The 24,539-nt window shown below is 67.9% G+C and carries 21 protein-coding genes and 1 tRNA gene; 14 read left to right on the top strand and 8 right to left on the bottom strand.

Translation table 11 applies throughout. The features are described 5' to 3' along the window. Positions 1–196, bottom strand: a 196-nt coding sequence (locus NZ773_15600) for a hypothetical protein (GenBank protein MCS6803352.1), incomplete at its 3' end; no start/stop codon positions are given. A 227-nt stretch (positions 197–423) separates the two neighbouring features. Between NZ773_15600 and NZ773_15605 the strand changes: the two genes are divergently transcribed. Next, positions 424–1,767 carry a PQQ-dependent sugar dehydrogenase gene (locus NZ773_15605; protein MCS6803353.1) on the top strand — a complete coding sequence of 448 codons (1,344 nt, stop codon included), beginning with the start codon at positions 424–426 and terminating at the stop codon, positions 1,765–1,767. Positions 1,768–1,823: 56 nt separating this feature from the next. Next, on the top strand, positions 1,824–2,609 hold the full coding sequence (locus NZ773_15610) for an alpha/beta hydrolase (protein MCS6803354.1): 786 nt from the start codon (positions 1,824–1,826) through the stop codon (positions 2,607–2,609). On the opposite strand, the gene NZ773_15615 is transcribed toward NZ773_15610, so the two are convergent. After that, positions 2,606–4,501 carry an immune inhibitor A gene (locus NZ773_15615; protein ID MCS6803355.1) on the bottom strand — a complete coding sequence of 632 codons (1,896 nt, stop codon included), beginning with the start codon at positions 4,499–4,501 and terminating at the stop codon, positions 2,606–2,608. The genes NZ773_15610 and NZ773_15615 overlap by 4 nt on opposite strands. Continuing rightward, the gene (locus tag NZ773_15620) at positions 4,498–5,337 is read right to left on the bottom strand and encodes a purine-nucleoside phosphorylase (GenBank protein MCS6803356.1); all 840 of its coding nucleotides are present in this window, start codon (positions 5,335–5,337) and stop codon (positions 4,498–4,500) included. Before NZ773_15620 ends, NZ773_15615 begins: the two co-directional genes overlap by 4 nt. 113 nt (positions 5,338–5,450) lie before the next feature. Between NZ773_15620 and NZ773_15625 the strand changes: the two genes are divergently transcribed. The 6 genes from NZ773_15625 (at position 5,451) to NZ773_15650 (ending at position 11,798) form a co-directional block, all read left to right on the top strand. Next, entirely contained in the window at positions 5,451–6,347 is an 897-nt protein-coding gene (locus NZ773_15625) for a methyltransferase domain-containing protein (protein ID MCS6803357.1), read from the top strand. Between the two features lie 72 nt (positions 6,348–6,419). After that, positions 6,420–8,102 carry a 5'-nucleotidase C-terminal domain-containing protein gene (locus NZ773_15630; protein ID MCS6803358.1) on the top strand — a complete coding sequence of 561 codons (1,683 nt, stop codon included), beginning with the start codon at positions 6,420–6,422 and terminating at the stop codon, positions 8,100–8,102. Positions 8,103–8,167: 65 nt separating this feature from the next. Then, a complete protein-coding gene (locus NZ773_15635) occupies positions 8,168–8,965 on the top strand; it encodes a DUF4437 domain-containing protein (protein MCS6803359.1) in 798 nt (265 codons plus the stop codon). Between the two features lie 22 nt (positions 8,966–8,987). Continuing rightward, complete coding sequence (locus tag NZ773_15640) at positions 8,988–9,920, top strand: VOC family protein (GenBank protein ID MCS6803360.1); 933 nt, start codon at positions 8,988–8,990, stop codon at positions 9,918–9,920. Positions 9,921–10,188: 268 nt separating this feature from the next. Further along, on the top strand, positions 10,189–11,496 hold the full coding sequence (locus tag NZ773_15645) for a class I SAM-dependent methyltransferase (GenBank protein MCS6803361.1): 1,308 nt from the start codon (positions 10,189–10,191) through the stop codon (positions 11,494–11,496). 20 nt (positions 11,497–11,516) lie between these two features. Then, complete coding sequence (locus NZ773_15650) at positions 11,517–11,798, top strand: hypothetical protein (GenBank protein MCS6803362.1); 282 nt, start codon at positions 11,517–11,519, stop codon at positions 11,796–11,798. A 12-nt stretch (positions 11,799–11,810) separates the two neighbouring features. Here NZ773_15650 and NZ773_15655 read toward each other — a convergent pair whose 3' ends face one another. The 4 genes from NZ773_15655 to NZ773_15670 all read right to left on the bottom strand — a co-directional run bounded on the left by NZ773_15655 (position 11,811) and on the right by NZ773_15670 (position 16,144). Beyond that, a complete protein-coding gene (locus tag NZ773_15655; protein MCS6803363.1) occupies positions 11,811–13,679 on the bottom strand; it encodes an ABC transporter ATP-binding protein/permease in 1,869 nt (622 codons plus the stop codon). Next, positions 13,679–14,293 carry a response regulator transcription factor gene (locus NZ773_15660; protein ID MCS6803364.1) on the bottom strand — a complete coding sequence of 205 codons (615 nt, stop codon included), beginning with the start codon at positions 14,291–14,293 and terminating at the stop codon, positions 13,679–13,681. Before NZ773_15660 ends, NZ773_15655 begins: the two co-directional genes overlap by 1 nt. Before the next feature lies 1 nt (position 14,294). Further along, a complete protein-coding gene (locus NZ773_15665) occupies positions 14,295–15,158 on the bottom strand; it encodes a S1C family serine protease (protein ID MCS6803365.1) in 864 nt (287 codons plus the stop codon). A gap of 83 nt (positions 15,159–15,241) precedes the next feature. After that, positions 15,242–16,144 (bottom strand): S1C family serine protease, encoded by a 903-nt coding sequence (locus NZ773_15670; protein MCS6803366.1) that lies wholly within the window; start codon positions 16,142–16,144, stop codon positions 15,242–15,244. 283 nt (positions 16,145–16,427) lie between these two features. Here NZ773_15670 and NZ773_15675 point away from each other — a divergent pair. The 5 genes from NZ773_15675 (at position 16,428) to NZ773_15695 (ending at position 22,961) form a co-directional block, all read left to right on the top strand. Next, positions 16,428–16,512: transfer RNA gene (locus tag NZ773_15675), tRNA-Leu, on the top strand. Positions 16,513–16,711: 199 nt separating this feature from the next. Next, positions 16,712–17,878, top strand: a complete 1,167-nt coding sequence (locus NZ773_15680; protein ID MCS6803367.1) for a Vms1/Ankzf1 family peptidyl-tRNA hydrolase — start codon at positions 16,712–16,714, stop codon at positions 17,876–17,878. Between the two features lie 153 nt (positions 17,879–18,031). Continuing rightward, on the top strand, positions 18,032–18,904 hold the full coding sequence (locus NZ773_15685) for an ATP-dependent Clp protease proteolytic subunit (GenBank protein MCS6803368.1): 873 nt from the start codon (positions 18,032–18,034) through the stop codon (positions 18,902–18,904). Between the two features lie 236 nt (positions 18,905–19,140). After that, a complete protein-coding gene (locus NZ773_15690) occupies positions 19,141–19,608 on the top strand; it encodes a hypothetical protein (GenBank protein MCS6803369.1) in 468 nt (155 codons plus the stop codon). A 44-nt stretch (positions 19,609–19,652) separates the two neighbouring features. Further along, positions 19,653–22,961 carry a PDZ domain-containing protein gene (locus NZ773_15695; GenBank protein MCS6803370.1) on the top strand — a complete coding sequence of 1,103 codons (3,309 nt, stop codon included), beginning with the start codon at positions 19,653–19,655 and terminating at the stop codon, positions 22,959–22,961. 15 nt (positions 22,962–22,976) lie between these two features. On the opposite strand, the gene NZ773_15700 is transcribed toward NZ773_15695, so the two are convergent. Then, positions 22,977–23,729 carry a DUF2848 domain-containing protein gene (locus NZ773_15700; protein MCS6803371.1) on the bottom strand — a complete coding sequence of 251 codons (753 nt, stop codon included), beginning with the start codon at positions 23,727–23,729 and terminating at the stop codon, positions 22,977–22,979. A gap of 112 nt (positions 23,730–23,841) precedes the next feature. Between NZ773_15700 and NZ773_15705 the strand changes: the two genes are divergently transcribed. Then, positions 23,842–24,324, top strand: coding sequence for a pyridoxamine 5'-phosphate oxidase family protein (locus tag NZ773_15705; GenBank protein MCS6803372.1), 483 nt, complete (start codon positions 23,842–23,844; stop codon positions 24,322–24,324). The last annotated feature ends 215 nt before the right edge of the window (positions 24,325–24,539 follow it).

Consider the following 24,539-nt stretch of genomic DNA (forward strand, 5'->3'; position numbering starts at 1 on the left):
GGATGGCGGGACGAGGCGCGAGCCCCGAGCGCGAAGGCCGTCGCGCCGGTAGCAGCCTCGTAATGACCGCGAGGATGGCTGGACGAGGCGCGAAGCGGGGAGAAGCGCGATCAAACTCGACCGTTCGGCGCGCAGTGACGGTGCGGACGGTGGGACGAGCGACGGGCGCTGCTGGCGGCGCGAGAGGGACGCTCACGGCCGGCGTCGTTGCGAGGCGGCGAAGCCGCCGCGGCAACCCCGATCAAAAAAGCCCCTGCACGCGGACCCGGCCGCGGAGGAGGCGGACCATGGCGACGGCCATTCGCTCGTGGAGGCGCCTCCCAAGCAGCGGCGCGGCCAGAGGGGAATGGAGCCCGAAGTTCCTCGGATGCTCGCCCGATGGCGCGCCGCCCGCTACCCTTCCCGGAGAGCGGCAGGAGGACCATGGGACGACTGTGGACGGCGGCGCTGACACTGCTGGGGGCGGTGCTGGCGGTAACCGCGCTGGCGACGACAACGGACGGACCGGCGGATGCCGCGCCGACGCTGCCGGCGATCGACGTGCGGGAGGTGGCGCGCGGCTTCGACCGGCCGACGTCGATCACGGGAGCCGGCGACGGCAGCGGCCGGATCTTCGTTACCGAACAGCGGGGGATTGTCAAGATCGTTACGGGGAGCTCGGTCGCGGCGACGCCTTTCCTCAGCATCACTGACCGGGTCAGCTGCTGCGGCGAGCGCGGGCTGCTCAGCCTCGCCTTTCCGCCCGGCTTCGCCCAGAAGCAGTACTTCTATGCCTACTACACCGACCGGACGGGCGACATCGTCATCTCGCGCTTTCACGTGACGCCAAATCCGAACGTCGCCGACCCGGCGAGCGAGCAGCGGGTCCTCACGATCTCCCATCGCGAGGCGGAGAACCATAACGGCGGTCAGCTGCAGTTTGGTCCGGACGGCTATCTCTACATCGGGACGGGCGACGGCGGCAGGGCCAATGATCCGTGGAACAACGCCCAGAACCCCGCATCGCTGCTCGGCAAGATGCTGCGGATCGACGTCGAGACCGGCCGCCCGCTCACCTACACCATCCCGGCGACCAACCCTAAGAAGCCGGATTGGGCGCCGGAGATTTGGGCGATCGGCCTGCGCAATCCCTGGCGCTTTTCGTTCGACCGCCTAACAGGCGACCTCTACATCGGCGACGTCGGCCAGAACGCCGTCGAGGAAGTCAACGTTCAATCGGCGGTCAGTCCCGGCGGCGAGAATTACGGCTGGCGGGTCTGGGAAGGGTCGCGCTGCAACATCCCGCCCGCCGGCAGCAGCGCCTGCCCGCGCGACGGCTATGTCTTCCCTGTCGCCGAGTACGGGCACGATCGCGGCTACTCCGTGAACGGCGGCTACGTCTATCGGGGGAGCGAGTTCCCTGCCCTCTACGGTGTCTACATCTTCTCCGACCTCGGCGGCTGGATCTGGGCGGCTGCCCGCGAAGGCGGGACCTGGACCTATAACCGCGTCAAGTTCCTCAGCAACACCCAATTGTCGACGCACGGCGAGGATGACAACGCGAACCTGTACGTCGCCGACTACGGCCGCGGCATTCTCTACAAGATCGTCCAAGCGGGGGCGACGCCGGGGCCAACGGCGACAAGCGGCGTGCCGACGCTCCAGCCGACGTTCGGCGTCCCGACCCCGACCGGAACCGTCTTAGCTCCAGCAGCGAGGCCGACGCTGACGCCAGTCGGCACCGACCGCCGCTTCATCCCCGCCGCGCCTCGCGGCGCTGTCCCGTAGGCCGTGCTTGACGGCGGCGCGCCGCGCCGGTACCCTGCCGGCGCGAGGGAGAGAGGGTGACAGCGATCGAGAAGGGCTACGTCGACGCGCCGAGCGGCCAGGTGCACTACCGGGCAGCGGGCAGCGGCCCGGCGCTGCTCCTGCTCCACCAGACCGCTACCTCGGGCCGGATGTGGATGCCGGTCGTCGAACGTCTGGCCGACCGCTTTCGCTGCCTCGCGCTCGATACGCCCGGTTTCGGTCTCTCGGACGCGCCGCCGCGTCCCTACCTGATGGAGGACTACGCGGCAGCAGTCGCGGCCGCGCTGACCGCGCTCGGCGTCGCGCGCGCCCACGTCCTTGGGCATCACACCGGCGCGTCGATTGCGGCCCAACTCGCAGCCGACTTCCCCGAACGCGTCGATCGACTCATTCTGCACGCCTGCCCCGTGGGCAACGACGAGTTCCGCCGCGCCAAGCTGGCGGAGGCGACGCCGGTGCCGCTCGCTGACGACGGCAGCCACGTCGAGTGGGTGCGCGCCCGCATCCTCGGCTATTCGACGCCGCTGCCGCCCGAGGAGCTGCACTGGTTCATCCTCGAATACCTGACTGCCCTGCCGCGCTACCACGAAGCGCACGTCGCCGTCTGGACCCAGCGCGTCGAGGAGCTCGCGCCGCGCATCGCCGCACCGACCTTGCTGCTGACGGGCGACCGCGACCTGTTCGTCGAGCAGCAGGACGCGCTCGCGGCGCGCTTTCCGAACGCGCGCTCGGTCATCCTCCCCGGCGGGCGGCTGGTGATGCTGGAAGACCCCGACCGCTACGCCGCGCTCGTCGCCGGCTTTCTCAGCGAGAGCAGCTAGCGCGCCGGCTCGGCGGTGACGCGGAAGGCGGCCTCGTGCGTGGTGACGGGCGTCACGGCGCTGACGATCAGGACAGCGCGCGGAACAGCACCGCCGGCGGCGCGGATGGTCACCTCGCCGCGGTTGTGCGCATCCAGCGGCAGGTCTTCGACGGTCGTCTCGCTGCCGAAGCGGACCAACTGGACCTGAAACCGCTGGGGCGCCTCGCCCCGCAGGAGGACAAAGCCGTTCGCCTGCCAGTCGCGTTCGTCCTCGGCATCGTCTGACCACCCGATCTCGGGGATGCGCAGGTCGTCGATCGCGAACCCTTCGTGGTTGACGGCATCGTCGGTGATGACCTCAAAACGGAGGAGGATCTGCTTGCCGGCATAGGGCGTCAGGTCGACGCGCTCCTCCACCCATTCCGGCCGCTGCCCGCCGGACATGCCGGTCCACCCGGGCCCGAAGGCAAATCCCGAACCAGGGTTCGTCACGGCCGTCCGGCCGGGCAGGATGTCCCAGGTGCGGCCGCCGTCGGTCGAGACCATCACGTAGGCGAAATCCCAATCGCGCTCGAGGTCGTACCACGCCGCAAATTCGAGCGTCGCGCTGCGCGCGCCTCTCAGGTCGACGGCGCGGGTGAGCGTGGGGTTGATCGAATCGCCGCGGTTGCTCCACCAGAAGCTGCGCCCGCTCCGCGGTTCGGCGCTGACCAGCTTCACCGTCGTGCTGCCCTCAAAGCGGATCGTCGCGTCTCCCGGCAGCCGCAGCTCGACATATTGGGCGGCATATTGGCGCACGGTGGCGCGTTCGCTTCCGAACTGGCTGAGCGTCAGGCGCGGCGTCACCCCTTGGCGCAGCCCCTCGTAGCCGTAACGCGGGTGGCCGCGCAGGTTCAGGAGGTTGGCGACCGTCCACTCCTTGAACACCTCGTCGAAGGTTGGCCCGCCGCGCCGCGCCAGCCACGCCTCGACGCCGGCGATGCCTCGTTCCGGCTCGCGCACGAGGTCGGCGAGCGTGTCGCGGCCGAAGCGCTCGGCGAGGTAGCGCATGAAAAGATACGCGGCGCCGTAGTTCGGGGCCGCTGCTGACGGATTCGATGCCCAGCTGGTCAGCTGAGTATTCGGATTAGCGAGGAAGGCGTTGACGAAGCTTGCGCCCGTGCCGCAGAACTCGGCGGAGAGTTCGGCCAAGCCTTCGTTCACCCACGTCTCTTCCGCCGGGTCGTTCGCCCACTGCACCATGTGGAAGAACTCGTGGGCCATCGTGCCGAGGAACTGGGGCGAGCCGAGCCGAATTGCGCCGGCGTTCAGGTAGAACATCTCGCGCTCATTGCTGAAGGGATTGACGGCGGTTGGATATTGGTCGGCGCTGCTGTAATAGCCGGCGACCCCCGGGATATTGCCGATCAGGATGGTCAGGCGCGGGTCGTTGTCGACGCCGGGCGACCACTCCGAGCCGAACAGCCCGCGCACGCAGGGGGAGATCGTGGTTTCAAAGATCTCTGCCGAGCGCTGCAAGTCGGCCTCGCTGTAATGGAGGCCGTTCTGGAGGAAGAGGGCGAGGCGCGCTGTCGCGTGGCGGAGCGTCGCCGTCATCGGGAAGTGGCGCGCGGTCGAGATATCCATCACCCAGAAGGTCCGCTCGTCGCCGACCTGCTCCTGGGGGCGGTCGATTGTCCGCGGGATCGGCGTTCCTTTGGTGCGCAGCCGCTCGGCGATCGCATAGAGGTCGCGCGCGGGCGGCGTCGGGAGAGCGATCGTCGCCCGAGGCGGCGCGCTGGTCGGGAAGACAGCTGCGGTAGGGGTGGCGACTGCGCTGCGCGACAGCGGGCCCGCCGAGAGCGCCGCGCCTGCCGCCAGCCCAAGAACGACCAGCGCCGCGCCGATGAGGGCAGCGAGCCGGCGCGTCATGCTGCCGCTCGCGCCAAGGCGGCCAGCACCGCCGCTAGGCGTGGCAGCGCCGCCTCGCTGACCTGAACGACCTCGGCATGGGTGACCGCGTTTTGCTCGCTGGAAATGTTGGTGACGAGCGAGAGGACGCAGACGCGCAGGCCGAGCTGCCGGGCCGCGATCACCTCCGGCAGCGTGCTCATGCCGACGACATCGGCGCCGGCAAGGCGCAAGAAGCGGATTTCGGCCGGCGTCTCGTAGGAGGGGCCGGCGACCATGGCGTAGACGCCGGTGCGGGCGCGCAGGCCTGCCTCCCGCAGCGCAGCGAGCGCCGCCTCGATGAGCGCAGCGTCGTAGGCGTCGTGGAGCGAGACGAATCGCGGCCCAGCGCTGTCCACGAGCGGGGAGTGCCCGGCAAAGCCGGGGAAATTCAGATGGTCGCGCACGACGACGACATCACCGACGGCGAGGTCGTCGGCGAGGCCGCCGGCAGCATTGGTCAGGATGACGGCGCGCACCCCAGCGCGAGCAGCGGCGCGGATCGGCAGCGCGATCGCTGCGGCGCGATAGCCCTCGTAGAGGTGGGCCCGCCCTGCGAGAAGAAGAACCGGGAACCCGCTGAGGAGGCCAAGCGCCAAGGTCCCGGCGTGGCCGGCGACGGTCGGGACCGGGAAGCCGGGGAGGTCGGCGTAAGAGCAGCGCCGCGCGTTCTCCAGCAGGTCAAGAAGCGGGCTGAAGCCGGAACCGAGCTCAATGGCGACGGCCGGAATGGGGGAACCGAGGGCGCGGATCTTCGCCGCGGCTTGCTCGACGTGCTGCTCGTACTGGTCCGTCGTACTCCTCGCGCCGGCCGTCAATTCCGCAAATTCTATCGCCGGCCCCGATGCGCGCGCCAAGACGCAAGCGAGCACGCGGCACTTCTCGGCTACAATGGGGGCGACGCGGAGAGATGTGCCCTCGAGGAGGAACCATGGCGCTTCGACTCGCGCCGCATGAGCCCCAGCCGGTGACGATCACGAAGGAGAACATTTTCGAGACGCCGATCACGCCGTTCGAGACGTGGCTGTTCAGCCTTGCTCGCCAAGACCCGCAGCGCTACCGTCAGCTCGTCGAGGAGTGGGTCGAGACGCTGCCTGCTTACGATGGCCCGGCTGATGGGTCGGATGTACTGCCGCCGGGCGCGCCGCCGGTTGAGATCCCCGAGTATTGGAAGCGGCCGGTCCACCTTGAGCCGGGCGGCTTCGGCAACCCGAAGATCGTCCGCCTCAGCCAAGTGTCGAAGGTCCAGTGGTCCTTCACGCGCGAGGAGATCGTTCGCGAGCAGCTCGCGCGGATGTATGCCGGCAAGGACCCGCGCCGGATCCTCGACGCCGGCACCGGCACCGGCACGACGGCGATGGTCTTCGCTGAGCTGTTTCCGCAGGCCGAAGTGGTCGGCATCGACCTCTCGGCGCCCTACATTCGGTTCGCGCGCGAGTGGGCGCGGCATCGCGGGCTGACGAACGTTGCGTTCTACCAGCAGAACGCCCAGCGCACCGTCTTCCCCGATGCCTCGTTCGACGCTGTCCACTTCACGTATGTCCTGCACGAGATGTACGTTGAGGACGCCAAGCAGATCCTGCGCGAGCTGTACCGCCTCGTGAAGCCGGGGGGAATGCTCACCTTCTTCGATGGGACCTATCCCGACACCGAGGAAGAGCGGCTGCAGAAAGCGCGCTTCAGCGCCATCACCGGCATCGAGCCGTATCTCGGCGAGTACATGAAGCTGAACATTGAGCGGGCGGTCGCCGAGACGGGCTTCACCAATGTGACGCGCCATCTGACGCTGCCGGACGGGATGGCCGTCTCGGCGGTCAAGCCGGCGTAGCGCGGCGACTTGTTTGTCGCGAAGCTTCTTCGTATCGTGGTTGGGTGACCGACAGCGAAGGAGGCGATCGCGATGACATCCCGGGTCATTACCCGTCGGCAGCTGCTGCGCGCGGGCGCGGCGGCGGCGACGCTGGCGGCCGGCAGCTCCTTTCCCTCGATTGCGGCTGGCAGCGAGGTCATCCGCATTCTCTACACCAACGACACGCACGCGCGGCTTGAGCCGTTCGTCGAAAACAACGTCTCCATCGGCGGGATCGCGCGCCGCAAGGAGGTGATCGACCGCATCCGCTGGCTGGGCGGCTCGGTGATCCTGCTCGATGCGGGCGATGTCTTCCAAGGGACCCTCTATTTCAATGTCTACGAGGGGCTGGCCGATCAGCCGTTCATCAACGCGCTCGGCTACGACGCGATGACGCTCGGCAACCACGAGTTCAATAAGGGGCCGGCGGTGCTGGCGCGCTTCCTCTCGGGGCTGCGCGTCCCGGTGACGAGCAGCAATCTCGGCATCGACCCGGCCTCGCCGCTTGCGGGATTGGTGCGCCCGTGGACGATCGTCGAGCGCGGCCGGACGCGCATCGGCATCATCGGCGTCACGACCGACGAGACCCCGATCCTCTCCTCGCCCGGACCGCAGATCCGCTTCGGCGACCACTACGCCGGTCTGCAGGGCGCGGCCGACTGGCTGAGCAGCCTTGGGGTTGCCGCGAAGATCGGCCTGACGCACATCGGCTACGCCCAAGACCGCCAGCTTGCTCAGCGGACGAACGGGATCGCCGTGATTGTCGGCGGGCACTCCCATACCAAGGTCGACCCGACGCCGGAGGTGGTGACCAATGCAGTCGGCCGACCGGTGCTGATCGTCCAAGCGCAGGACTGGGGCCGCTACGTCGGGCTGCTCGACGTTGAGCTCGACGGCCGGGGCGTCCCGATTGCCTATCGCGGCGCGCTGATCCCGGTTGACGAGACGGTGCCCGAGGACCCCGAGTTTGTCGCCCGTCTTGCGCCCTTCAAGGCGGGGGTTGAAGCGTTCGGCCAGAAGGTCGTCGGCACCGCAGCGGTGACGCTGGTCGGCGAGCGCACGGCAGTCCGCTCTCGGGAGACGAACCTCGGCAATCTGGTCGCCGACCTGCTGCTGGAACGGATGGCGGCTGACCGCGCCCAGATCGCGTTGGTGAACGGCGGCGGCATCCGCGCGGACATTCCGGCTGGGCCGGTGACGGTCGGCCGGATCAAAGAGGTGCTCCCCTTCGACAATGCCATCATGACGATCACGATCACTGGCGCGCAGCTGATTGCGGCGCTTGAAAATGGCGTCAGCCAAGTCGAGACCGGCGCGGGCCGCTTTCCCCAAGTTGCCGGCATGCGCTTCGTCTGGGACCCGACCCGGCCGCCGAACTCTCGCATTGTTCGGGTCGAGATCGGCAACCCGCGCGTCGGCTGGCGACCGGTCGATCAAAGCGCGACCTACCGCCTCGCAACCGTAGACTTCCTGGTCAACGGCGGCGACGGCTATGCGGTGTTCCGGGCGGGGCTCAGCCCGCTCAACTCGGGGCTGCTCCTCTCCGACCTGCTGATCGAGCACTTCGAGCGGGTCGGCACGGTCTCGGCAGCGGTAGAGGGACGGATTCAGGCGTTGGGCCGGGTGGCGAGCCTGACCTCGAGCGTGGCTGCCGGCTACGAAGTTGCTCTCGATGACCTCTGGCGGCCGGGCGAGGGCCTGCAGCCGATCTCGCGGCGGCTCTGGGCGGTCTGAGACTGCAACGGCGAGGCGCCGGGGCGGTCCCCCGCGCGTTCGGTACAATCGGAGCGGGAGGTGCTATGGTCTGGGACCGCAGACATGTTGAAACCCTCGCTCCGGATGAAGGCGCGTTCCGGCCGGTCGAGGCGAGCGGGATCGCACCGGGCCTCGAGGTCCGCGTGCTGAGCGAAGATCAGCGGGACGGCGCATTCACCGCGCTCGTGCGCGTTCCGCCGGGCTGGAAGCAGGAGCAGCCGTTCGCAGCTGCCTGCACGCTGGAGGCTTATCTCCTTGAGGGCGACCTGACGGTCGGCACGCACTCCTTTCACCGCGGCTGGTATACCTATCGCCCGGCCGGCTTCCTCAACGAGCCGATGGCATCCGAGCGCGGGGCGCTCCTGCTGCTGTTCACTGACGGGCGCTTCGCGCTTGGCGAGGCGCGCGCGACGCCGAACGCCATCCCCGGGGTCGATACCGAGACGATCCCGTGGGGAAAGCCGCTGACGGACAAGAAAGACAGTCCGCTCCTCAGCAAGACCCTGCGGATGAACCCAGAGACCGGGGAGCGGACCTTCCTCAACCGCCTCCTCCAGGCGGGCGGTGACCCGCGCATCGAGTGGCATCCCTGCGTCGAGGAGCTGTACCAGATCGAAGGGACGACCAGCCTCGACTACCCGCGCAATCGCTTTCTGCTTGCGCCGGGCGTTTACTGCTACCGTCCGCCCGGCATCCCGCACGGCCCATTCCAGACGGACGGTCCCGTCCTGACCCTCGTCCGCGTCTCTTCGACCTTAGTCAATAACTACGTCTCGCCCGAGGAGGCTGCGCAGATGATCCGCGCCTACGGTCCGGGCATCGATCCGCGGATGCTCGATTGAGCAGCGCGGCGGAGAGAGTGCATTGATAGTGCGCGATCTCGCGCTTGCGACGGTCACCGTCGCCGGGGATCGCCTCGACGATGTCGCCGCAGTCTACCAAGAGGCGTTCGGCTGGGCGGTTCGCTGGGAAGGGCTGCTCGACCCTGCCCTTGCGGCAGCGTGGGGCATCGCGCCGGCGCGGCGGCGTGTCCTCCTGCTCGGCGCGAACGGCGAGACGCGCGGGCTCGTGCGGCTAGTCGAAGGAGAGACGCCGCCCCCGCCGCCGCTCGCGACGTTCGGCTGGTCGGCGCTCGAGATCACGGTGCGCGACTGCGACCGCATGGCAGAGCGGCTGCGCGGCCACCCGCGCTTTCGGGTGAACGGGGAGCCGCGCGACCTGCGGTTCAGCGCCGACCCGCCGGGGCAGCGGGCAATGCAGGCGGTCGGCCCGGCAGGGGAGCAGTTCTACCTCACCCAGGTCGTGCGCCAGACACCGGGACGTGAACTGGCGGTGCCGCCGCCGGGCGCGGAAGTAGGGGCAGTCTTCATCGCGGTGCTCGCCGCACCCGATTACAACGCGGCGAAGGCGTTCTACGTTGACGTGCTTGGCTGCGCTCCCGACATCGATGGGAACGAGGTCGCGCTCTCCGTCGCCCGGAAGGAGCTGGGCCTCCCGGAGGGGACGCGATTTCTCCTCGGCGCATTGCGGCCGCTCGGCGAGACCCGCATCGAACTGGACGGCTACCCGCCGGGCGTGGGCCGGGTCCGCGAGCGCCACCCCGGCGAGCTGCCGCCCGGCTTTGGGGTCGCCAGCCTCCTCGTGACCGACCTCGAGCGCGCAGTGCATCATGCCCATGCTCGCGGGTATCGGGTGCTTGCGCCTCCAGTGCCGATCGATGAGCCGCCCTATGCCGGACGACGGAGCGTCACGGTTGTCGGCGGCGCGGGCGAACTGGTCGAGCTGATCGGCGAGTAGCGCGCCGCGTCGGCAGCGTCCGCCTCCGCGCGCTGCGGTTGCGCCGAGGCACCTTGGCCGGAGAGCGGGTCGCCAAGGGCCGCGAGGCGTCTCGTCTCGCTTCCGGGGCGACGAGCGCTGGCGCGCTCTGAACATCGTTTCCGACGAAAACTCTCTATTCGTACTTGGGCTGTCGACTAGCAATTTCTATTGATGCCTTGACGGTGCTTCTGCGCGGGGTATAGACTGGCTTGAAGACGGACCCACTGCTGTGGAGAAAGGACGAGCAATGGCGACCCTCATCTCCGCCCGCGATATCGACGAACTGGTCAAGACCCACGGCCGCACGCTGAGCTTGCCGGCAGATGCCCGTCTCACGCCGTCCGCGCAGGATCGGGTGCGCGAGCTGGGCGTCGAGGTGGTTATCGGCAGTCAGCCGGGCCGCCAGAACGGCAGCGCCAACGGCGCGGCCTCCCGAGCCGCTCACGCCCCCGCCTCGCGGGGCGCGATCACCGTCGACGCCCGGCCGGTGGAGAATGGCAATCGGCCGAGCACGGCGGTGCCGGAGCAGCGGAGTCAGCGGGCGATGATGGAGTTCATCGCCGGCTTGAAGGGGTATACCCACACTCGAGAGCTGCAGAAGATCTACGCCGAGCGTGAGGCAGCCTTCAAGCGCGACCACGGCCGCCGGCCGGCGAACGCGGCCGAGGCGCTCGCCTTGATCAGCGACAAGCTCGCCTTCCGGACCGACTATTTCATCAACCGCGTCTCGCAGGACATGCTCTGGCGCTCCTGCGCCGAGATCATCATGCCGCACGCCGAGGAGCTGAAGGCGCGGCTGAAGGCAGCCGAGACCCAGGGCCCCGGGAAGCTCGAGCTGAATCCGAACCTGCAACTGCCGCCGTATTTCTCCGGGACCGAGTTCCACATGATGCCGGGTTCCTATTATGACGAGGAGCTGGCAGGCTTCTTCTTTGACCTGGGCGGGAGCATCTATTTCTCCAACCGGTACGATGGCGCGCGGATGCAGCGGGCGATTGTCGAAAGCACGCCGGCAGGGTTCACGCCGACGCGGATCCTCGACCTTGGCTGCTCGACCGGGACGAGCACGACGATCTGGAAGGAATACTTCCCGAAAGCTGAAGTGATCGGGATCGATCTTGCCGCGCCGATGCTCCGCTACGCCCACATGAAAGCGAACGAGCAGGGCTTCGATGTCACCTTCAGCCAGCGGAACGCCGAATATACCGGCTATCCTGATGAGTCGTTTGACCTGGTCACCGCCTGCATCCTGACCCACGAACTGCCGCTCTATGCGATCCGCAATGTCTTCCGCGAGGCGTATCGCCTTCTGAAGCCCGGCGGCTACCTGCTGAATGGCGATATCAACCCGACGCGGACGCATCCGACGACCTACGCCTATATTCGGGCGGATTGGGAAGTGGAGAATAACGGCGAGCCGTTCATGAGCGACGTGCTGAACGCCGATCTCACCCAGATCGCGCGGGAAGCAGGCTTCCGCGAGGTGAGCGAGCCGGGAACGGTTCATAAGGCGACCGGCCAGACCTTCCCCTGGATCACCTTGGCGAGGAAGTAGCATCCCCCACGCGAGGAGCCATGCCCGAACTGACGCTGCCGCCCTATACCTCCAACGACAATCCCGCCTACTTTGGCGACCCGATGCTCGACCGCTTTGCGGCCGCGCTGGTGGAACTGCTCGCCAAAGTCTGGGTGCTGCAGGACCGCGTCCGCACGCTCGAGCAGGTCTTGGCCCGTCAGGGCCTGGTCTCGCTTGAGGCGCTGCGCTCCTATCAGCCGAGCGACGCGGAGCTCGCGGAGATCCGGTCTGAGCGCGACGCGTTCATCCGCACGGTGCTGGAGCGCATCGCGGCCGGCTAATCCTGCCGCCCGCTACCGATACGACGCGGCCTGTTTCTCAAAGAGGTCGGCATACACTCCGGCGCGCGCGATGAGCGCAGCGTGGTCGCCTTGCTCCACGAGGCGGCCGCCCTCGAGGACAAGGATCAGGTCGGCAGTACGCACCGTCGAGAAGCGGTGGGAGATGAAGATCGCGATCCGTCCGCTGGCCAGCAGCCGGAGGCGCTGAAACAGCTCAAACTCTGCCTGCGCGTCGAGGCTCGCCGTCGGCTCGTCGAGGATCAGGATCTCGGCGTCGCGCATGAAGGCGCGAGCGAGGGCGATCTTCTGCCACTCGCCGCCAGAGAGCTGATGGCCGCCCTCGAACCATTTGCCGAGCGTGGTGTCATAGCCGGCAGGAAGGGCCGCGATAACCTGGTCGGCGCCGGCGCGCTTGGCGGCGCGGGCGATCGCCTCGTCATCGCGGAGGCGCTCCAGTTGTCCGAAACCGATGTTCTCGCGGGCGGTGAGCTGGAAGGCGGCGAAGTCCTGAAATAGCGCGCCGATCGCGCGGCGCAGTTCTGCAGGGTCGTACTCCCGGATGTCGTGCCCCTCGACCAGAATCTGGCCGGCGTCGGGGTCGTACAGCCGGGCGAGGAGCTTGACGAGGGTGGTCTTCCCCGCACCGTTTTTGCCGACGATAGCCACCGTTTGGCCGGGCGCGATGGTGAACGAAACGTCTTGCAGCGCCGGCTCGGGGCGGCCGGGGTAGGTGAAGGTGACATTGCGAAACTCGATTCCCCGGCGGAAGGGGCGCCGCAGCGGCACCGGGGCCGCCGGCGCCCGCACCGTCGGCTCCATCGCCAGCAGCTCAAACAGCGTCGAGAGATACAGCCCGTGCTCATAGAGCGAACTGAACCCGCCAAGAACGCTCTGGAAATCGTCCTGAACGGCGGCAGCAGCGCGGGTAAAGAGCGTCAGGTCGCCGAGGGTGAGACGGCCGGCGATCGCCTCGAGGACGATGAAGAGGGCAGCAGCAGAGGTTGCCGCCGCCGAGAGCGTCCCCCAGCCAAATCCTGCGAGATAGCGGCGGAGGACGAGGGCGCGCATCTCACGGTAGTACTGGTGGGATAGCCGTCGGAACCGGTCGGTGAAATACGGGCCGAGGCCGTAGATCTGCACCTCTTTGTGGAAGGTGTCGGTTGTCTGAACAGTGGTCAGATAGCTCAGCAAGCGCCGCAGCGGCGACTGGCGACGCATCAGTTGGAAGCCCCACCAGCCATAGCGCGTGTTGGCGATGAACGCCGGGATCGGCGCGAGGAGGGCGACGAGCGCGATCGTCCACGAGAGGCTGAGCAGCAGCCCGATCATGGAGAGGAAGCCGATGGCAGCACGGACGAGGCCGAACATCTCGCTCACCATCTGGACAGGACGGAAAGCGACTTCGCGCTGCACTTGCTGGATCCGGTCGTAGAAGGTCGGGTCTTCGAAGGCGGCGAGGTCGAGCCGCTCAGCGTGCTCCATCACTTGAAGCTGGATGGTTTGCGCAACCCGATCTTGAAGCAGCTGCTGGCTGATATTGGCGAGCGTGCGCAGCAGGCTTCCGACGATGAGCACGCCCAACTGCGCCGCTACCAGCCAGACGGCTGTCTGAATGCGCTCGGGCGGCCCTCCCTCGATGATCGCGGCGGCGACAGCGTCGATCAGCAGCTTGCTCACCCAGACGTCGGCGGCGGGCTGGAGAGAGCGGAGAAGCGTCACCCCGACCAGCGCGCCGGTGAGGGGACGGCTTGTCGTCCAGACAAGACGAAGGACTTGGCGGCTGGCGCGGGCGGTTGCGCCAATGCGCCGGCGGAGCGGCAGCCGGGCGTTGGGCCCGGCATCGCGGCGCGAGAGAGCGGGCGCCCTGCCGTTACCCTCCATCACAACACCACTAGGCCCCGCCGCGCGCCGATTCGAACAGCGTCGGTTCGGCTTGTCGCGCCGAGGCGCCCCAAAATCGAAGCGACATGGAACTTCACCGTGTGCTCGCTGATCGCAAGGCGGCTGGCGATCGCTTTGTTCGAGAGCCCCATCGCAATCAGCTGCAGCACCTCGCGCTCGCGTGGGGTGAGCTCATCGCCGGCATCGTCGGAGGAGAGCACTGCCCTCCCGACAACCCGGCTCGCCATTTCGGGGTCAAGCGCGACAAGCCCGTTCGACACGGCGCGCACGGCTGCGGCCAAGCGCTCGCCGCTCGCATCGCGCGGGAGATAGCCCCACGGCCGTCCGCTCAGCGCCGCGATCAGCCGTCCCTCGTCGCTGACTGGCCCGAGCACGACAATCGGCTGGAGCGGCGCGACGGCTGCTCCCTCTTCAATCTCGGTCGTGCTCCCGGGGTCGAGGAGAAGAACGTCGCTCGCCGGGGCGAGCCGGTCGCGAGCCCACGACTCGAAGGTAGGCCAGGCGCCGGCAACCTCGACCCCCTCCTCAGCGAGCAGGGCGGTGAGCCCAGCGCGCACCGCTGGCCTTGCTGCGATAACGGTGACGCGCGCCACCTTAGGCTGCCGTCGGGGAGATGATGACATCCCGGAGCTGACCGCCGCGCAGCACGCGGAACCAGACAGGATCGGCCGGTCGGCGGGTCGAGAGCACGTGGACCATCTCGCGCGAGGCGGTAATGGGCTGCCCGTTCAGACCGATAACGATATCGCCGGGGAGCAGCCCCGCGCGGTCGGCGGGATAGCCAGCTGCCACCTCCGTCAGGATGACGGCGCTCGACTTTTCGAGGCCTGCCCAGCGAGCGAGAGGGCCAAGCTCGACGTCTCTCCCGACGATCCCGAGCCGAGGTGCTGTCGTTGCGGCGACCAGTCGGCAGACGAGGTGGACCGGCACGGCCAGCCCGCTGCCCGGCCCCGTCACCATGGCGTTGACGCCGATCACCCGACCGGCAGCATCGACCAAGGGGCCGCCGGAGTTTCCCGGCTGCAGAACAATGTTCGCTCGGATCAGTTCGCGCTGGCCGGGGCGGGGAGGCGCAGCTTGGCTGATGATCCCGATCGTCACGGCGCCTTTCATGCCGAAGGGGTTGCCGACCGCGATGACCAGCTGACCGACCCGGAGCCGCGTCGAGTCGCCGACCTGCGCGGTCGGCAGCCCCGAGAGGGGAACATCCGGCATGAGGATCGCGAGGTCGTTGCTTGGGTCACGCGCCTCGACATGAGCGGGGAAGCGTCTCCCGTCAGCCGTTTCGATCTCGGCGCGGTCAGTCGGCGCGACGTGATGGTTGGTGACGACCTGCCCGTCCGCCCGCCAGATGATCCCGCTGCCGCTGCCGCCCCGCGAGCGCACGTGGACGACCGTCGCCTGCACCTGACGGGCGAGCGTCGTTGCTGCATCCGCAATCGTTATGAAGGCCGACATCGTTCTTCTCCCCGAGGGCGGAGCGACAGCCCCCTCCATCCGTGCGCTCACGAGGAGGAGGCGGCGCACCGTCGTCTCACGCCCTACTTCCGTTCTCCGACAGTGACGGTGAGCCGCCGCGGTTCGCCGCCGCGGAGCACCACGACGTCGGTGACTTGACCGACGCGGTCGCCGGAGAGCAAAAGCTGGAGATCCTCGGTGTCGCGAACCGGCTGGCCGGCAAAGCCGACGAGGATGTCGCCGACAAGTATCCCCCCTCGTTCTGCCGGGCCGTCGCGCTCGACGCCGATGATCAGCAGCCCGCTCTCCGGCGCGCCGGCAACCTTGGCCCGAAGGCTCTCCGGCAGCGGGACCGGCTGGCTTGTGATTCCAAGGAAGCCGCGCCGGATCCGCCCGCTTGTTTGCAGCTGGCTGACGACGCGGCGAAGCACCGAAAGCGGAAGTGCCAGCGATCCGCCGAAGTGGGTTGTGCACAGGCCGATTACCTGCCCGCTGGCATTCACGAGCGGTCCGCCCGAAAAGCCGGGATACATGACGGCATCGGTGCGGAGAAACGAATCGAGCCGACCGCCGCGCATTGTGCGGACGGGGCCGCCGATAGCGCTGATCACGCCCGCCGTGGCCGCGAGCGAGCCGGGGCGGGCGACGATCAGAACAAAGTGTCCAACTTTCGGCTCGGGGCCGAGGTCAGCGACTGTCACGTTCGGCGCCTCGAAGCGAAGGAGTGCGAGGTCGGTGCCCGGGTCGCGGCCGGCAATGTGCGCGGGCACGTCGCGGCCGTCGGGCAAGCCGAGGGTAATGTCTTCCTCGCGCTCGAGAACGTGGTCGGCCGTGACAACGAGGTTGGGCGCCCAGATGATGCCGCTTGCCGGGTTGCTCCGCCGGCGCGCATCGACACGGACAGTGCAGGCGCTCGCCTTCTCAACGGCTGCGGCCACATCGTCGGAAAAGCGGGTCAGAATGCTCTCGTGGGCATATTCGCTCATTCGGGTCCTCCTTCCGGCATCGCCGGCGCTACCAAAACAGTACCGCTCGCCGCGAGCGCTGCCATCGGTGGGTCGAGCAGGATATTCCCTGCTCGTTTGGCTAGGGTTCCGCTCTCGGCGCTCCTGCAGAAACCGGCGCCGCCGCTCGCGCCAAGCGGGGTCATCCCCCCTGTGCGGGGCACTGGTCCGCGGTCTCCGCTGATCTTTGCCGCAGCCAGTCAAAGCGCCTGAGGGTGCCGGCTGGAAGCGGGCCCGTTCTGCTGTCCTACAATTAGGGCGCGTTGGGGAAGTGTCGGAACTGGCAGACGAGCATGACTTAGGATCATGTGCCGCAAGGCGTAGGGGTTCGAGCCCCCTCTTCCCCACCATATCCTTGGCTGGCCTCTGCGAGCGGCGTCCCTCCTCCTGTCGCGTCGCTGTTCTGTGCTCGAAAAGCGGCTGGGAGATGTGCGGCGGCTGCAGACCCTCGTGGCGCGGCCCCTCAAGCGAGAACGCCGTGACCGCTCCTCTGGCGCGAGGCGCGCCGTTGCAGCCAAGGCAGCGTATTTGCGGAAGGAGAACGAGGCGATGACGACACCCCCGGCGAGCGACAGAGCGAACCAAGGCGCCGCCATGCGCGCGACCGTGCTGGAGCGGCTGCCCGATCTCCTCACCTTTGACGCTGGCGATGACCTCGTTCTCAGTGTCTACCTGAACGTCGCGCCAGATCGCCAAATTGGCCGCGGCCACGAAGTGACCTTTGTCGACCTCGTCCGGCAGCTTGAGTCGCAGCTTAACCCCCCTGCCCGCGAGTGCCTCGAGCGCGAGTCCAAGCGGGTCCAGGAGGCGCTGCGCCATCGGATTGCGACGGGAAAGAGCGTGGCGCTCTTCAGCTGCACGCCTCGGGAGCTGTGGATTCAGCTGCCCTTGCCGGTCTTGGTCGCGGAAAGCGTCTCGCTCGGCCGCCGGCCGTACCTGCGTCCGCTGCTCGATGTGCTCGATGAGCATGAGCGCTATGCTGTCGCTCTTGTGGACAAGGAGAAGGCGCGGCTGTTCACCATCTTCCTGGGTGAGATCGACTCGCGCGCGACGATCGAAGACCTTGTACCCGGCAAGCATGAACAAGGGGGCTGGTCGCAAGCAAATTTTCAGCGTCACCACGAAGCGCATGTCTATTGGCATCTGAAGCGCGTTGCTGAGGGGCTCTCCGTGCTCTTGCGCCAGCGCCCGTTCGACCGGCTGGTGCTTGCCGGCCCTGACGAAGCGACGAGCGAGCTGCGCCGCATCCTGCCGCGCCCGCTCCAGCAGCGTCTTGTGGCGACTGTGCCTGCCGAACTTTTCCTCAGCGAGCAGGAGATCCTTGAGAAAACCCGAGCGATCGAGGAGCAAGTCGAACGCGAGGCCGAGAAGCGGCTGGTGGACGAGGTGATCGAAACCTCGGCCAACGGCGGGCGGGCAATCTACGGGCTTGGTCCCACGGTCGAGGCGGTCTGGCTCGGCCGCGTTCATCACCTGCTCGTGGCGGAGGGCCTGCGCCTTGCCGGCAGCGAGTGCCCGGCCTGCGGCTGGGTTGGGGTTGACCGCCCCGCGACATGCCCAAGCTGTGGAGCCGCACCGACTCCCTTCGAGGACATCGTCGAGCGGCTGATCGAGCGTACGCTCAACGAGGGCGGCCGCATCGAAATCGTCCACGGAGAAGCGGAACGGAAGCTTCGCGACGTTGCTGAAGGACTGGGCGCCCTGCTTCGCTATTGAGCGGTGCTGGAGGAAAGAGGGGGCAGCGTTTCGGGGCGCCGCCGAACGCCGAAGGCGACCGCGTGATCGCCGGATGCCACACGGGCGCCCGGCGCTGGCATGACACGCCCAGCGCCCTGCCCGCACCCTATATGTTGATCGGACGAGGCGGCAATGACACCACTCGATCTCCTCTGGGTCTTTCTGATTGCGATCTCGCTGCAGCCGCTGGTGCGCCAGCAACTATTGACCGCACGGCGATGGCGCGCCTTTCAGCAGCTTGAGCGGAAGCGCCGCAGCCGCGTGATCGGTCTCATCCATCGTCAGGAGACGATGGCGTTTCTCGGCTTTCCGGTCAGCCGCTACATCGATATCCAAGACTCGGAGCAAGTACTGCGCGCGGTCCAGCTGACCGACCCGACTGTGCCGATCGACCTCATTCTCCACACGCCGGGCGGCCTCGTACTCGCGGCCGAGCAGATCGCGCATGCGCTTCGGGCGCATCCGGCGAAGGTGACAGTCTTTGTCCCTCACTACGCAATGAGCGGCGGCACGCTGATTGCACTGGCTGCCGATGAGATCGTAATGGCGCCCCACGCAGTGCTCGGCCCCCTTGACCCCCAGCTTGGGCAGTATCCTGCTGCCTCTGTCCTCAAAGTGGTGCAGCAGAAACCGCTCGCCGAGATCGACGACCAGACACTTATCCTCGCCGATATTGCCGAAAAGGCATTGCGCCAGGTGGAGCAGACGGTGCGCGATCTCCTCGGCGACCGGCTGCCGGCGGAACAAGCGGATCGGTTAGCGAAGACGCTCACCTCCGGAACTTGGACCCACGACTACCCGATCGTTGTCGAAGAGGCGCGAGCGCTGGGGCTGCCGGTGTCGACCGACATGCCGGTTGAGGTCTACGAATTGATGCAGCTCTATCCGCAGGCGGCGCAGCGCCGACCGTCGGTCGAGTATATCCCCCTCCCCTACGGTCCTCGTGAGCGCGAGCCCCAGCGGCCGGCGCCCGCCCGCAATTTCTTTGGGGCGGGACCGCGCTAGAGCGCGCCCAGCAGGAGCGCGCGGGCTGTCTGCTCCTTCCTAGCGGTCGGCACCGGCCGCGTGAAGGCGCGTTGCGCCTGCCGGCTCAAGACGGCGGCGCCGCGGCTGAGCCGACCCTGAAACCTTTGCCTCCGCCGCCGTGCCCTGCTCGACAACGGCGGAGGACTGGCGATGGCAGCACGGCGGCAGGTCACCCTCGCGCCTAGGCGGTCCGCGCGACGGCGTTCGCGCTTGCAGTGGGAGCGCCGGCGTTCACCGCCGGGGGCGCTGGGCTCCTCGCCCCAGGCGACCTCCATGAGTTCACGGGCATGCCCGGGCTTGCCGTTGTTGCACTCCACGCGCTTGTTCTCCTCGGCGACTGGTACATCAGCTCCTCGCTCCTCCAGCCGCTCGTGCCGTTCGCTTCCCTCCCTTACCGGCCGTTCGAGGTCGCCCTCGGCCAAGCCGCGCTCTCCCTCGCGCTCCCCCTCATCGTGACGTTCTACCTGCGCCGTCGCATCGGCTCTTGGGCTTTCCGCAGCATCCACTGCGCCAGCGAGGCCGCCTTCGCGCCGGCGCTGCTGCCCGCGGACTGCTCACGGGAACGGACAGCTGCACTGGGGCAGTGGCGGCGCTCTAGGCGCTTGCTGGCGAACGCTCCTGCTGGCGCTTCCGGCCCGGGAATGCTGCCTGAGGTCGGCCCGCTCTGGACGCGTCGCCGCTGAGCGTCTGGCTCGGCTAGACTTGCTCCTGTCCCAGGAGGCAGCAGATGAGCGAGGGCTATTTCCGCTTCCCGGCAATTCACCGGGATTCGATCTACTTCGTTGCCGAGGACGACCTGTGGGTCGTTGCTGCGGAAGGGGGGCGAGCGTATCGGCTGACATCCGGCGTCGGCGAGGCGAGTCGGCCGCGGGTCTCGCCCGACGGGCAGCTTCTCGCCTTCGTCGGCCGGGAGGAAGGGCCGCCCGACATCTTTGTCATGCCTGCAGAAGGCGGACCTGCTCGCCGCCTGACGTTCCAAGCGACCCCGTGCGCTACGGCAGCGTGGTCGCCGGAGGGGGAGATTGTCTACGCCAGCTCCTTCGGCCGCCCGTTTCAGCGCGATGAATGGCTCTGGAGTGTCCGCCCAGACGGCGGGCTGCCGCGCCAACTGCCCTTCGGTCCAGCAAGCGCGATCGGGTATGGAAGCGGCGGGCGGATTGTTCTTGGCCGCTATACCGCCGACCCGGCACGCTGGAAGCGCTATCGCGGCGGCACCGTCGGCCAGCTGTGGGTCGATGCCGACGGCCGCGGCGAGTTCACGCGGCTGCCGTTCGCGAACGCCAATCTCGCCAGTCCCTGCTGGGTCGGCGACCGGATTTTCTTTCTATCCGATCACGAAGGGGTCGGCAACGTCTATTCCTGCCTGCCTGACGGCTCGGATCTGCGCCGCCATAGCGACCATGAGGACTTCTATGCTCGCCACCTGACGACCGACGGCCGGCGGCTCGCCTATCAAGCGGGAGCAGATCTCTACCTGCTCGATCCTGAGGAGGATGCGCCGCGCCGGCTTGAAATTCGTCTGGGCAGTTCGCGCACGCAGCGCAACCGCCGCTTCGTCTCCGCGGCGCGCTTCCTGCAGAGCGCCTCCCTCGCGCCGGATGGCGGCGCGCTCGCGATCACCTCGCGCGGCAAGGCGTTCACGTTCGGCAATTGGGAAGGCCCGGTCCTGCAGCATGGCGAGCCGGACGGCGTCCGCTATCGGCTGCTCAGCTTCCTGAATGACAAGCGGCGCCTCGTGGCGGTGGCAGCGGACGAGGGCGAGCGCGAAACGCTTGTCCTCTTCGCTGCTGACGGCAGCGCGCCCGCCCGCCGCTTCGACCAGCTCGATCTCGGCCGGGCGACCGCCCTCGTCGTCTCGCCGACCGACGACCGCCTCGCCCTGACCAATCATCGAAATGAACTGTGGGTCGTTGACCTCGCAGGCGATGCGGCGGAAGGACGGCTCATCGACCGGAGTGCGTTCGCTGCGATCGACGGCGTTGCCTGGTCGCCGGATGGACGCTGGCTTGCCTACGGGTTCGGCGACAGCAGGCTGACAAAGCGGATCAAGCTGGCGCGGCTAGAGGATGGCGCCACCTTCTTCGCAACTCAGCCGGTGACCGCCGATGTCCGCCCGGCGTGGGATCCCGAAGGCAAGTATCTCTACTTTCTCGGACGGCGCGACTTCGACCCGGTCTATGACCAGCAGCAGTTTGAGCTCTCCTTCCCGAAGGGCTGGCGTCCCTATGTCATCACGCTCCGCAAGGACCTTCCCTCTCCCTTCCTGCCTCAGCCGAAGCCGCTCGCCGAGCGCGCGCCAGAGGCCGGCACGCCCGAGCCGAAGGAGACGGCCGGGGGGAAGGCGCATGCCGAAGCGGCGGCAGGCGAGGACGACGAGCAGAAGGGAAACAGCACCAAGAAGGAGCGGCCGCCGATCACGATCGATCTTGACGGGATCGAGCGGCGCGCGCTGGCGTTTCCAGTTCCCGAGGGCAGATATCAGCAGATTGCGGGGGTCAAAGGGAAGGCGATCGTGCTTGCTTTCCCGGTGATGGGAGCGCGCGGGAGCGACTGGGCGAACGGCGAGCGGCCGCAGGGCACGCTCCATGTCTTCGACTTCGACAGCCAGCGCTGGGAGACCCTCGTTGATGGCGTGACGAGCTTTGAAGTCAGCCGCGACGGCACCGCCCTGCTCTATCGCTCAGGCGAGCGGCTGCGCGTGATCAAAGCGGGCGAGAAACCGCCGGAGGGGAAGGAGGGCGACAAGCCCGGGCGTAAGAGCGGCTGGATTGACCTCGATCGGGTTAAGGTCTCGGTGCGGCCGGAACTGGAGTGGCGGCAGATGTTCCGCGAAGCGTGGCGGCTGCAGCGGGAGCAGTTCTGGGCCGAGGATATGCTCGGGCTCGACTGGGACGAGGTCTATCGCCGCTACCGGCCGCTTGTCGACCGGGTGACGACGCGCTCGGAGCTGTCGGACCTGCTCTGGGAGATGCAGGGAGAGCTCGGCACCTCCCACGCCTATGAGATGGGCGGCGAATATCGCCCCGGGCCGAACTATGCCCAAGGCTTTCTCGGCGTCGATTGGGAACGCGGCGCGGACGGCCGCTATCGGATTGCCGCGATCGTCCAAGGAGACCCCTGGGACCCGGCGCGCACCTCGCCCCTCAACGCGCCGGGAGTGGATGTGCGGCCGGGTGATGTCGTGCTGGCGATTAATGGCCAGCCGCTTGAGCGGGCGACGCCGGGCGAACTGCTGGTCAATCAAGCGGGGTGCGACGTGCTGCTGACGATCGAGCGCGACGGCGAGCGGCGGACGGTGACGGTGAAGGCGATTGCCAATGAACGCCCGGGCCGCTATCGCGACTGGGTCGAGGCGAAACGGCGCTATGTCCACGAGCGCAGCGGCGGGCGCGTCGGCTACCTGCACGTGCCGGACATGGGTCCGGAGGGTTTTGCCGAGTTCCATCGGGGCTATCTCGCCGAGTACGATCACGAGGCACTGATCATCGATGTGCGCGGCAACGGCGGCGGCCATGTTTCGGCGCTGCTGTTGGAGAAGCTGGCGCGCAAGCGCATCGGCTACGACTTTCCGCGGTGGAGCGCGCCCGAGCCGTACCCGGCCGAGTCTCCGCGGGGGCCGCTGGTCGCGCTGACTGACGAGCAGGCCGGCTCCGACGGCGACATCTTCAGCCACGCCTTCAAGCTGCTGAAGCTGGGACCGCTCATCGGCAAGCGCACTTGGGGCGGCGTGATCGGCATCTCGCCGCGGCATCAGCTTGCCGACGGCACGGTAACGACCCAGCCGGAGTACTCCTTCTGGTTCGACGATATCGGCTGGGATGTTGAGAACTACGGCACCGACCCCGACATCGAAGTCGACAACACGCCGCAGGATTATGCCGCCGGCATTGACCGCCAGCTCGATAAGGCGATCGAGGTCGCGCTCGCGCTGCTGCAGGAGCGGCCGCCGCACACGCCCCGCCCGACCGAGCGGCCGCGCCTGCCGCGTCCGCAGCTCGCCCCGCGCGAGCGCCGCGCCATCCCCGCGGGACCGTAGCGGAGTAGCATCGGGTCAGTGCGGGAGCACGCCGCGACGGACGAACTCCATGTCGCTGATGTCGATCTCGGCGAACAGGATCGGCGCCGTGTAGGTGTGCTCGATCGTCCAGCCGAGCGGCGGGTTGTGGAGCCGGATTGTGAAGCGGTCGCCGTACTCGAGCTCGGAGGCGAGCGACACGACCGTGCCCGACCAGAAGAGATAAGGCCGAACGATGCGGCGCAGCTTGCGCTCAAGGGCGGCGACCATCTCCGGCGGCGACAGGAACTCGCGGACGAGGGCGCGCTGGTACGGCTGCATCCGGCCGCTGGCGTCGCTCACGTCGCTCGCGATCTCGGTCTCGTCCCAGACGGCGGCGACATCCTGCCAGCGCCAGAACCGCGGCGCGACGATGCTCGGGCAGACCTGTTTCGACCAGGGGATGTCGATCGACTCCAGTTCGCGGTCGGTGTGGTCGCTGCCGACCGAGACGTACAGTTCGCCGTCGGTGTCGACATAGGTGACAATCTCGACCTCGCCGGAGGTCTTGGCGTACTGGACAGGTACCTCCTCGGCGCAGGTCACTGCCCAAGGACTGAGCGGGAAGACGATCGGCGGGGTGCCGACCCGCGGGCGAGGGACGCCTTCCTTGGCCACCTCATCGAGATGGGCTTGCATCTTTGCTGGGTCGCGGATGGTGAAGCCGAGGTTGTACGCCCGAGCGATTGTCAGTTCGCGCGGGGTCTCCCCCGCCCGGCTGACGATCGTCACGCGCAGTGTCTCTGCCATAGCCCCCTCTTCTCGCTCGCGGTTTTGCGAGAGCATACCTGGTCGGCCGGTTGACGGTCGGCCGGCACTCCGGTACGGTGCATGGGTCGTGTCTGCGCGAAGGAGGACGAGCATGGCACGGGTGCTGCCGCGAATCGAGCTGACACCGGAGGAAGAAGCGGGCCTGCGTGAGCGGGTTCTCCGCTTCATCGAGCGGTATCGAGCGCCGAAGATTGTCATCACGACCGGGCTGGATGGGAGGCCGCGCTTCCGCCTGATGGGGGTGCGCATGGCCGGGTTCACGCCCTACCTCGTCAGCATCAAGCCGTCGGCCAAGCTGGCGGAGCTGCAGGCCAACCCGGAGGTGACGGTGCTCTGGTATCAGTACGATGCCGACGATGCGGAGAGCGACCAGCCGCTGCGCCTGGTGGCGATCACGGGCGAAGCGGAACTGGTGCTGTCGCCAGTCGGCATCCGCGCATTCCCAGGCCCCGACCAGCCGATGAGCGACGACGAGCTGGCGCGGACGCGCTTCGGCGTTATCGTCCACCCGACGAAGATCCGCGTCGAAGGGTTTTTCCCCGGCCCGCGCTATCCGGTCTTCCTGCGGCCGTAGCGGCGCCTGCCCGCGAACTGCGGACGCCGCGCTCGGGCAGCGGCTCGTGATGATGGGGCGGTCCTCTTCTCGTTCGGCGGCCGTTCTTCTCGTCCGTCCCGCGCGGTCTCGCCGCCGTGCGCACGCCCGACCTTCCATCAACTCGACGATGCTGAGCAGCTCGCTCGCCTCGCCTATCGCCGAGTGCGGGGGGCATAGCTCAGCGGGAAGCCGGT

It is taken from the genome of Dehalococcoidia bacterium, assembly GCA_025054935.1.
In the GTDB taxonomy this organism is placed as follows: Bacteria; Chloroflexota; Dehalococcoidia; order SpSt-223; family SpSt-223; genus JANWZD01.

Bases quoted from the DNA above. Each gene is read 5' to 3' on its own strand.
- NZ773_15605 (MCS6803353.1), top strand. From the start codon at position 424: ATGGGACGACTGTGGACGGCGGCGCTGACACTGCTGGGGGCGGTGCTG.
- NZ773_15615 (MCS6803355.1), bottom strand. From the start codon at position 4,501: ATGACGCGCCGGCTCGCTGCCCTCATCGGCGCGGCGCTGGTCGTTCTT.
- NZ773_15625 (MCS6803357.1), top strand. From the start codon at position 5,451: ATGGCGCTTCGACTCGCGCCGCATGAGCCCCAGCCGGTGACGATCACG.
- NZ773_15630 (MCS6803358.1), top strand. From the start codon at position 6,420: ATGACATCCCGGGTCATTACCCGTCGGCAGCTGCTGCGCGCGGGCGCG.
- NZ773_15635 (MCS6803359.1), top strand. From the start codon at position 8,168: ATGGTCTGGGACCGCAGACATGTTGAAACCCTCGCTCCGGATGAAGGC.
- NZ773_15645 (MCS6803361.1), top strand. From the start codon at position 10,189: ATGGCGACCCTCATCTCCGCCCGCGATATCGACGAACTGGTCAAGACC.
- NZ773_15650 (MCS6803362.1), top strand. From the start codon at position 11,517: ATGCCCGAACTGACGCTGCCGCCCTATACCTCCAACGACAATCCCGCC.
- NZ773_15655 (MCS6803363.1), bottom strand. From the start codon at position 13,679: ATGGAGGGTAACGGCAGGGCGCCCGCTCTCTCGCGCCGCGATGCCGGG.
- NZ773_15665 (MCS6803365.1), bottom strand. From the start codon at position 15,158: ATGTCGGCCTTCATAACGATTGCGGATGCAGCAACGACGCTCGCCCGT.
- NZ773_15670 (MCS6803366.1), bottom strand. From the start codon at position 16,144: ATGAGCGAATATGCCCACGAGAGCATTCTGACCCGCTTTTCCGACGAT.
- NZ773_15680 (MCS6803367.1), top strand. From the start codon at position 16,712: ATGACGACACCCCCGGCGAGCGACAGAGCGAACCAAGGCGCCGCCATG.
- NZ773_15685 (MCS6803368.1), top strand. From the start codon at position 18,032: ATGACACCACTCGATCTCCTCTGGGTCTTTCTGATTGCGATCTCGCTG.
- NZ773_15695 (MCS6803370.1), top strand. From the start codon at position 19,653: ATGAGCGAGGGCTATTTCCGCTTCCCGGCAATTCACCGGGATTCGATC.
- NZ773_15700 (MCS6803371.1), bottom strand. From the start codon at position 23,729: ATGGCAGAGACACTGCGCGTGACGATCGTCAGCCGGGCGGGGGAGACC.
- NZ773_15705 (MCS6803372.1), top strand. From the start codon at position 23,842: ATGGCACGGGTGCTGCCGCGAATCGAGCTGACACCGGAGGAAGAAGCG.